Here is an 8,206-nt window from a genome sequence, read left to right on the forward strand (position 1 = left end):
AACCAGCACCGCCGCCGCCTCCCCAGGTCGAGCCCGAGCCCGAGCCGCTGCCCAAGCTGGTGGAAGCGCCCAAGCCGAAGATCGCCATCGCGCCCAAGCCGAAACCCAAGCCCAAGCCGCCGAAACCCAAGCCGCCGAAACCCAAGCCGCCTGAGCCCAAGCCCGAGAAGCCGCGGGAAACCGAAAGCGTGAAGGAAAGCGTTGCCGCGCCGACCACCCCGACCCCGAGCGACACCAAGCCAGCCGCCCAGCAGCAGGCCGCCGCCAGCGCACCGTCGGACGCCAAGCCAACCTGGCAGAGCAAGCTGCTCAGCCACCTGGCCCGCTACAAGCGCTACCCGGACGATGCCCGCCGTCGCGGCTTCGAAGGGGTCAACCGCCTGCGCTTCGTGGTCGACGCTGAAGGCAAGGTGATCTCCTATTCCCTGGTCGGCAAGTCCGGTAGTGCCTCGCTGGATCGCGCCACCCTGGAGATGATCCGCCGCGCCCAACCGCTGCCGCCTCCCCCGCCGGAGCTGCTGAACAACGGCTCATTGGAAGTGGTCGCGCCCTTCGTCTACTCGCTGGACCGCCGCTGACTCCCAAGCGCCTGCGCCACCCCGCGCAGGCGCTTGGTTCCATTGACTCCAGCCGCTATGCTTGCCGGACCTCAATGGAAAAATGCTATGACCCTCACTGAACTGCGCTACATCGTCACCCTCGCCCAGGAACAGCACTTCGGCCGTGCCGCCGAGCGTTGCCATGTGAGCCAGCCGACCCTGTCGGTCGGGGTGAAAAAGCTGGAAGACGAGCTCGGCGTGCTTATCTTCGAGCGCAGCAAGAGCGCAGTACGCCTGACGCCCGTTGGTGAGGGCATCGTTACCCAGGCACAGAAGGTCCTGGAACAGGCACAGGGCATCCGTGAGATGGCCCAGGCCGGCAAGAACCAGTTGGCCGCGCCGCTCAAGGTGGGCGCCATCTACACCGTCGGCCCCTACCTCTTCCCACACCTTATTCCGCAGCTGCACCGGGTCGCCCCGCAGATGCCGCTGTACATCGAAGAGAACTTCACCCACATCCTGCGCGACAAGCTGCGCACCGGCGAACTGGACGCGATCATCATCGCCCTGCCCTTCGCCGAAGCCGACGTGCTGACCAAGCCGCTCTACGACGAACCCTTCTACGTGCTGCTGCCATTCGGGCACCCCTGGACCGAGCGCGAGTCCATCGACAGCGAGATGCTCAACGACAAGAGCTTGCTGCTGCTGGGCGAAGGCCACTGCTTCCGCGACCAGGTGCTGGAAGCCTGCCCGAGCCTGCGCAAGGGCGGCGAAGACAGCGCGAAGCACACCACGGTGGAATCCAGCTCCCTGGAAACCATCCGGCACATGGTCGCATCCGGTCTCGGCGTGTCGATCCTGCCCTTCTCCGCAGTGGACAGCCACCACTACGCCCCTGGCGTGATCGAGATTCGCCCGCTGACCCCGCCGGTGCCCTTCCGCACCGTGGCCATCGCCTGGCGTGCCAGCTTCCCGCGTCCGCGCGCCATTGAAGTGCTGGCGGACTCCATCCGCCTCTGCTCGGTGGCCCACCCGAAAACCCAGGGCGAACCGCAGCCGGCATGACCGAGCTGGCCCAAGTCTCCGTTACCGCGCTCAAGGGCGTGGGGGCTGCCTTGGCTGAGAAGCTCGCCAAGGTCGGCCTGGAGAACCTGCAGGACATCCTCTTCCACCTGCCCACCCGCTACCAGGATCGCACCCGCATCACCCCTATTGGCGAGCTGCGCCCGGGGCAGGATGCGGTGGTCGAAGGCATAGTCGGCGGCGCCGATGTGGTCATGGGTCGCCGGCGCAGTCTGCTGGTACGCCTGCAGGACGGGACCGGCACCCTCAGCCTGCGCTTCTTCCACTTCAGCCAGGCGCAGAAGGAAGGGCTCAAACGCGGCACCCAGTTGCGCTGCTACGGCGAAGTTCGCCCTGGCGCCACCGGACTGGAGATCTACCACCCGGAATACCGCTCCCTTTCGGGCGATGAGGCGCCGCCGGTCGAACAGACCCTGACGCCGATCTACCCCACCACCGAGGGCCTTACCCAGCAGCGCCTGCGCAACCTCAGCCAGCTTGCCCTGGCCCGTCTCGGCCCGCACAGCCTGCCGGACTGGCTGCCCAAGGAACTGGCCCGCGACTATCACCTGGGTTCCCTCGACGATGCCATCCGTTACCTGCACCGGCCGCCGCCGGATGCCGACCTGGAAGAGCTCGCCGAAGGCCAGCACTGGGCCCAGCAGCGCCTCGCCTTCGAGGAACTGCTGACCCACCAATTGTCGCTGCAGCGTCTGCGCGAAAGCCTGCGCGCCCAGCACGCACCGCAGTTGCCGCCAGCACGCAAGCTGCCCGCCCAGTACCTGGCCAACCTCGGCTTCAAGCCCACGGGTGCCCAGCAGCGCGTCGGCGCTGAGATCGCCTACGACCTGGCCCAGCAGGAACCCATGCTGCGCCTGGTGCAGGGCGATGTCGGCGCTGGCAAGACCGTGGTCGCCGCCCTGGCCGCATTGCAGGCCCTGGAAGCCGGCTATCAGGTGGCGCTGATGGCACCCACCGAAATCCTCGCCGAGCAGCACTACGTCAACTTCAGCAAATGGCTGCAGCCGCTGGGCATCGAAGTCGCCTGGCTCGCCGGCAAGCTCAAGGGCAAGGCCCGCGCCTCCGCGCTGGAGCAGATCGCCGGCGGTACGCCAATGGTCGTCGGCACCCACGCGCTATTCCAGGACGAAGTGAAGTTCAAGCGCCTGGCCCTGGTGATCATCGACGAGCAGCACCGTTTCGGCGTCCAGCAACGCCTGGCCCTGCGCCAGAAAGGCGTGGACGGCCGCCTCTGCCCGCACCAGCTGATCATGACCGCTACCCCCATTCCGCGGACACTGGCCATGAGCGCCTATGCCGACCTGGACACCTCCATCCTCGACGAACTGCCCCCTGGCCGCACCCCGGTGAACACCGTGCTGGTGGCCGACAGCCGCCGCATCGAGGTGATCGAGCGGGTCCGCGCGGCCTGTTTCGAAGGCCGCCAGGCCTATTGGGTTTGCACCCTGATCGAAGAATCCGAGGAGCTGACCTGCCAGGCAGCGGAAACCACCTTCGAAGAACTCTCTTCAGCTCTGGGCGAGCTGCGTGTCGGCCTGATCCATGGGCGCATGAAGCCCGCCGAAAAGGCTGCGGTGATGGCCGAGTTCAAGGCTGGCGCGCTGCAATTGCTGGTGGCCACCACTGTGATCGAGGTGGGCGTAGACGTGCCTAACGCCAGCCTGATGATCATCGAGAACCCCGAGCGCCTGGGCCTGGCCCAGTTGCACCAGCTACGCGGTCGCGTCGGCCGGGGCAGCGCCGCCAGCCACTGCGTGCTGCTCTACCACGCACCGCTGTCGCAACTCGGCCGCGAGCGCCTGGCAATCATGCGCGAAACCTGCGACGGCTTCGTCATCGCCGAGAAGGACCTGGAACTGCGCGGTCCCGGCGAAATGCTCGGCACCCGCCAGACCGGCCTGCTGCAGTTCAAGGTGGCCGACCTGATGCGCGACGCCGACCTGTTGCCGGCTGTTCGCGACGCCGCACAGGCCCTGCTGGCCCATTGGCCACAGCATGTCAGTCCACTATTGGAGCGCTGGTTGCGTCACGGCCAACAGTACGGCCAAGTGTGATGCAGTTCACAGCTCAACTGTCGCCTCGCGCCGATCTCTTACAACCTGCTCGTTATACTCCGGGCAGAAAAATTCAAAGCTGGATGCTGCCATGACCGAAGTCGCCCTCGCCCCGGATTCCTCGCCACAACCGCCCGAAGTGATAGTGCAGCTACTCGATAAGCTCGGCCTGGCTTTCCAGGTGCGCCTGGAGCACCCGGGCCTGCCCGCTGCGCAGCGGGTCCAGTCGGTGTTGCTGGAAGACGCCGTCGGCGCCCTCCTGGTGCTTTTCCCGCGCAGCCAGTTGCTCGACCTCAATCGCCTCGCCGAACTCACTGGCCGCAAGCTGGTGGCGGTCAAGCCCGAGCGCCTCGAGCGCATGCTCGGCAAGCACCAACTGGGCGCCCTGCCAGGCCTTCCGCCGCTGACCAGCTCACCCTGCCTGTATGACGAGCGACTGCTGCAGGAGCCACGCCTGCTGGTGGAGTCAGGTCAACCCGGCGTGTTGCTGGAACTGGCCAGCGAAGACTTCCGTGGCCTGCTGAGCAAAGCCAGCGCCGCACGCTTCGGTGAGCCGGTGGCGGCGATCCGCCCGAACCTCGATCGCCCGGCCGACGACCGCGCCGAGATCACCCAGGCTGTGCAGGCGTTCACCGCCCGCCGTATCCAGCAACGCCTGGAAGAGACCATCGAAATTCCTCCGCTGGCCGAATCCGCGCAGAAAATCATCAAGCTGCGGGTCGACCCCAACGCCACCGTGGAAGACATCACCGGCGTGGTGGAAACCGACCCGGCCCTGGCTGCCCAGGTGGTCAGTTGGGCCGCCTCGCCCTACTACGCCGCTCCCGGCAAGATCCGCTCGGTAGAAGACGCCATCGTCCGTGTGCTGGGCTTCGACCTGGTGATCAACCTCGCCCTCGGCCTGGCCCTCGGCAAATCCCTGAGCCTGCCCAAGGACCAGCCGCAGCAGGCCACGCCCTACTGGCAACAGGCGATCTATACCGCCGCGGTGATCGAAGGCCTGACTCGCGCCATGCCGCGCGCCCAGCGCCCGGAAACCGGACTGACCTACCTTGCCGGCCTGCTGCACAACTTCGGCTACCTGGTGCTGGCCCATGTCTTCCCGCCGCATTTCTCGCTGATCTGCCGGCACCTGGAAGTCAACCCGCACCTGCCCCACAGCTACGTCGAGCAGCACCTGCTGGGCATTACCCGCGAGCAGATCGGCAGTTGGTTGATGCGCTTCTGGGATATGCCGGAAGAGCTCTACACCGCCCTGCGCTTCCAGCACGACCCGGACTACCAGAGCGACAATGCCGCCTACCCGAACCTGGTGTGCCTAGCGGTCAGCCTGCTGCGTAACCGCGGCATCGGCTCCGGCCCGGAAGTGGTGATTCCCGACGATCTCTTCGAGGCCTTGGGCATAACCCGCGAGAAGGCCGAAGAAGCAGTGAGCAAAGTGCTACAGGCCGAAGCGGCGCTGCGTGAGCTGGCCTCCCAGTTCAATACGCCGCACTGATCGGCAGGCATGAAAAAGGGACGCCAGTGGCGCCCCTTTTTCATGCCCTTGTCCCGTCAGGAACTTCCGTGGGCTGGGCTTCAGCCCAGCATCGGGAGGAGAAGGAAAGCGTCAGGCCGCTTTCTTCTCGGCAACCTTCTTCTTCGGCACCAGGTGCTTGGTCAGACCCTGGAACCAGATCACCAGCGCCGGGTTGCCCTGGATCTGGATGTCCTTGTTCTGGATACCCTGCATGAAGGCCAGCTGCTTGTTCTTCGCGCTCATGGTGGCGAACCCGTAGGCGCCGTCCTTGAAGCCGATGGCGAAGGCAGGCGCGCTGGCGGTGCCGCGTTTGCTGACCACTCGCTGGTCCTTGACGATGAAGTGACGGGCAATCTTGCCGTCCAGGGTGTGCAGCTGGAACACCAGGTCCTTGCCCGCCAGCTGCTGCTGGAACTCGGCATTGTCACGGCTCGCCTTGGTCATCAGGCGGCCCAGCATCCAGAGAAGAAAGCGGAATTTCATGCGCGCACGGCCTCAAAGGGTTGAGAAAGCGGCGCATTGTAGCGGTTTGCCGGCGGGACTACAGCCAGCCAAAGGAGGGCGCAGCGAAAGGACGGGTGAACTGCCCGGAACCTCCCCGGCTCCGGGCAGAAGAAGCTTAGTTCACAGCTTCTTTCAGCGATTTGCCCGGCTTGAAGGCAACGGTGTTGCTGGCCTTGATCTTCACCGGCTGCCCCGTCTGCGGGTTCTTGCCAGTGCGGGCACCACGGTGACGTTGCAGGAAGGTGCCGAAGCCCACCAGCGTTACGCTGTCCTTGCGGTTCAGCGCGTTGGTGATTTCTTCGAGCACCGCATTGAGTACGCGATTGGCCTGATCCTTGGTTAGATCGGCCTTTTCGGCGATAGCGGCGGCGAGTTCCGGTTTACGCATAGATGCCTCTTTGACGGTTTGTTGTTTTTGTGTCCGTGCTGTCCTTCCAGAACAGCGCCCAAGGCGCCGCAACGGCTCTGCGCCGCGGCAAACCACGGGGAGGATGGCACGCCAATTGGCACTGCGCCAGTGTCCTCAGCGGGAATTCCGAAAGAACAGAAGGACTAATCCGACAGAAGGGCTGACATTTATGCCAGAAGCGGCGGCAGCTCACGGTTCAGGGCCAATTTCTCCTGCACGGCAGCCCCCGTCAGGGCATACCCGAGCAGGCCGCCGGCGGCATCACGGCAGAGCGCCTTGATGTCCGCCCCAGAGCCTTCCACGGTCCAGCTGCCATCCGTGCCACGGGGCGGCGGCGACACCACCAGCGGGCACACCGGGGTTTTCACCGTCACCGGCATCGGGCCGTAAGCCACCGCAGTGGGGTTGCCCGCCAAGGTCTGCGCCAGCGCCCGGGCACAGGCCATCAGCGGCATCACATAGAGGAGGTTGAGGCCATCCACTTCGGCGCAATCACCCAGGGCGTAGATGTTGCTGTGGGACGTGCGCAGCTGGCGGTCCACCACCACGCCACGGTTCACGGCCAAACCCGCGGCAGCAGCCAGCTCGGTACGTGGGCGCAGGCCAACGGCGGACACCACCAGGTCGCAGGCAATACGGGTGCCGTCAGAAAGCAGCGCGTCCAGTCCGACGTCACTGCGGTCCAGGCGCGCCAATACCGGCCCCAGGTGGAAGCGTGCCCCCAGGCTTTCGAGCCCAGCCTGCACCGCCGCGGCAGCAGCCGGATGCAGCAGGCCCGGCATCACCTGCTCACAGGGCGCCACCAACTCCACCTCCAGACCACCCAGGCTGAGGTCGTTGGCGAATTCGCAGCCGATCAGGCCGGCACCCAGGATCAGCACCCGGCGCTTGCCGGCGGCGGCAATGCGAAAGCGCGCGTAGTCCTCCAGGTCATTGATCGGGAAGACCGCATCCTGGGCGTCACCCTCCACCGGCACGCGGATGGTGTCTGCGCCCCAGGCCAGCACCAGGTCGCGATAAGGCACGGCCTCCTCACCGATCCACAGGCGCTGGTGACCCGGGTCGATGCCGGTGATACGGGTGTGGGTACGGACTTCCGCCTTGAGCTGCTCGGCCATGGCACCGGCCTCGGCCATGGCCAGGCCATCGGCATCCTTGTTCTTGCCAAAACCGGTGGAGAGCATGGGCTTGGAGTATGAGCGACCGTCGTCGGCGCTGATCAACAACAGCGGGGTTTCGCTATCCAGCTTGCGAAACTCCTTGGCCAGGTTGTAACCGGCCAGGCCGGTGCCGACTATCACCACGGGTGCACTCATTGCTCACTCCTGCTCATGAAACGACGCGGCGGCCCATGGGCCGCCGCTTGAATGGGGTTGGATAACGGATATCAGGCGATTTCGATCATCTCGAAATCGATCTTGCCGACGCCGCAATCGGGGCAGACCCAGTCCGGCGGAATGTCTTCCCAGCGCGTACCGGGGGCGATGCCCTCTTCGGGTAGCCCCTCCGCCTCGTCATAGATGAATCCGCAGACGATGCACTGCCACTTACGCATGACCACCTCCGCCGGCGCGGATAACCGTACTGAACCTACTCCAATCGACCGGCGACCGCCAAGCGCCACCGGACCAGTCCAGACAGAGGATAGGCCCATCCTGCGGACACGAAAAAGCCGACACGGAGTCGGCTTGTTCGGGGCTGAGACAGGATCAGTTGATTTCGATCATCTCGAAATCCAGCTTGCCCACGCCGCAGTCGGGGCAGATCCAGTCTGCCGGGACGTCTTCCCAGCGGGTGCCAGCGGCGATGCCGTCATCCGGCCAGCCCTGGGACTCGTCGTAGACCAGGCCACACACCACACATTGCCATTTCTTCATCATTCTTTTCTCCACGATCTGGCGTTCTCGAACCGTCGCCTCTCGTGGGCGTTCCGGTCACCTCAGGGGCGCTTTGTACTGGTTTATCCCGCCAACGGGCAAGAGGCAGCCGACGGGCAAAGGCCGTGCTAATCTGCGCCGTCTTCCATCGCCCAAGCCCCGCCCGTGCCCCACGCCGCACTCGTCCATCCGCCCCGTTCGCTCACTGCCGCCCAGCTCCA

9 protein-coding genes are annotated in these 8,206 nt (G+C 65.4%); 4 read left to right on the forward strand and 5 right to left on the reverse strand.

Annotated elements, in window-relative coordinates; all coding sequences use genetic code 11:
• The 4 genes from FFS60_RS28075 to FFS60_RS28090 all read left to right on the forward strand — a co-directional run.
• On the forward strand, positions 1–578 hold a 578-nt coding region (locus FFS60_RS28075), incomplete at its 5' end, for an energy transducer TonB (protein ID WP_137823843.1).
• Positions 579–665: 87 nt separating this feature from the next.
• Positions 666–1,604, forward strand: a complete 939-nt coding sequence (locus FFS60_RS28080) for a hydrogen peroxide-inducible genes activator (RefSeq protein WP_028626911.1) — start codon at positions 666–668, stop codon at positions 1,602–1,604.
• Positions 1,601–3,676 (forward strand): ATP-dependent DNA helicase RecG, encoded by a 2,076-nt coding sequence (gene recG / locus FFS60_RS28085; RefSeq protein WP_137823844.1) that lies wholly within the window; start codon positions 1,601–1,603, stop codon positions 3,674–3,676. The genes FFS60_RS28080 and recG overlap by 4 nt, the downstream gene beginning before the upstream one ends.
• Before the next feature lie 91 nt (positions 3,677–3,767).
• On the forward strand, positions 3,768–5,174 hold the full coding sequence (locus FFS60_RS28090; protein WP_137823845.1) for an HDOD domain-containing protein: 1,407 nt from the start codon (positions 3,768–3,770) through the stop codon (positions 5,172–5,174).
• A gap of 111 nt (positions 5,175–5,285) precedes the next feature.
• Here the strand turns inward: FFS60_RS28090 and FFS60_RS28095 are convergent, their stop codons facing one another.
• From FFS60_RS28095 to FFS60_RS28115, 5 genes are all read right to left on the reverse strand, one after another.
• Positions 5,286–5,678 carry a helicase gene (locus FFS60_RS28095; RefSeq protein WP_137823846.1) on the reverse strand — a complete coding sequence of 131 codons (393 nt, stop codon included), beginning with the start codon at positions 5,676–5,678 and terminating at the stop codon, positions 5,286–5,288.
• Positions 5,679–5,814: 136 nt separating this feature from the next.
• A complete protein-coding gene (locus tag FFS60_RS28100) occupies positions 5,815–6,087 on the reverse strand; it encodes an HU family DNA-binding protein (RefSeq protein WP_016495401.1) in 273 nt (90 codons plus the stop codon).
• Positions 6,088–6,275: 188 nt separating this feature from the next.
• A complete protein-coding gene (locus tag FFS60_RS28105) occupies positions 6,276–7,424 on the reverse strand; it encodes an NAD(P)/FAD-dependent oxidoreductase (protein WP_137823847.1) in 1,149 nt (382 codons plus the stop codon).
• Positions 7,425–7,495: 71 nt separating this feature from the next.
• A complete protein-coding gene (locus tag FFS60_RS28110) occupies positions 7,496–7,663 on the reverse strand; it encodes a rubredoxin (RefSeq protein ID WP_028626916.1) in 168 nt (55 codons plus the stop codon).
• Between the two features lie 154 nt (positions 7,664–7,817).
• Positions 7,818–7,985, reverse strand: coding sequence for a rubredoxin (locus tag FFS60_RS28115; protein WP_028626917.1), 168 nt, complete (start codon positions 7,983–7,985; stop codon positions 7,818–7,820).
• Between the last annotated feature and the right edge of the window lie 221 nt (positions 7,986–8,206).

This window comes from Pseudomonas sp. D(2018), assembly GCF_005502555.1.
Classification (GTDB): domain Bacteria; phylum Pseudomonadota; class Gammaproteobacteria; order Pseudomonadales; family Pseudomonadaceae; genus Metapseudomonas; species Metapseudomonas resinovorans.

Bases quoted from the DNA above. Each gene is read 5' to 3' on its own strand.
- FFS60_RS28080 (WP_028626911.1), top strand. From the start codon at position 666: ATGACCCTCACTGAACTGCGCTACATCGTCACCCTCGCCCAGGAACAG.
- recG (WP_137823844.1), top strand. From the start codon at position 1,601: ATGACCGAGCTGGCCCAAGTCTCCGTTACCGCGCTCAAGGGCGTGGGG.
- FFS60_RS28090 (WP_137823845.1), top strand. From the start codon at position 3,768: ATGACCGAAGTCGCCCTCGCCCCGGATTCCTCGCCACAACCGCCCGAA.
- FFS60_RS28095 (WP_137823846.1), bottom strand. From the start codon at position 5,678: ATGAAATTCCGCTTTCTTCTCTGGATGCTGGGCCGCCTGATGACCAAG.
- FFS60_RS28100 (WP_016495401.1), bottom strand. From the start codon at position 6,087: ATGCGTAAACCGGAACTCGCCGCCGCTATCGCCGAAAAGGCCGATCTA.
- FFS60_RS28105 (WP_137823847.1), bottom strand. From the start codon at position 7,424: ATGAGTGCACCCGTGGTGATAGTCGGCACCGGCCTGGCCGGTTACAAC.
- FFS60_RS28110 (WP_028626916.1), bottom strand. From the start codon at position 7,663: ATGCGTAAGTGGCAGTGCATCGTCTGCGGATTCATCTATGACGAGGCG.
- FFS60_RS28115 (WP_028626917.1), bottom strand. From the start codon at position 7,985: ATGAAGAAATGGCAATGTGTGGTGTGTGGCCTGGTCTACGACGAGTCC.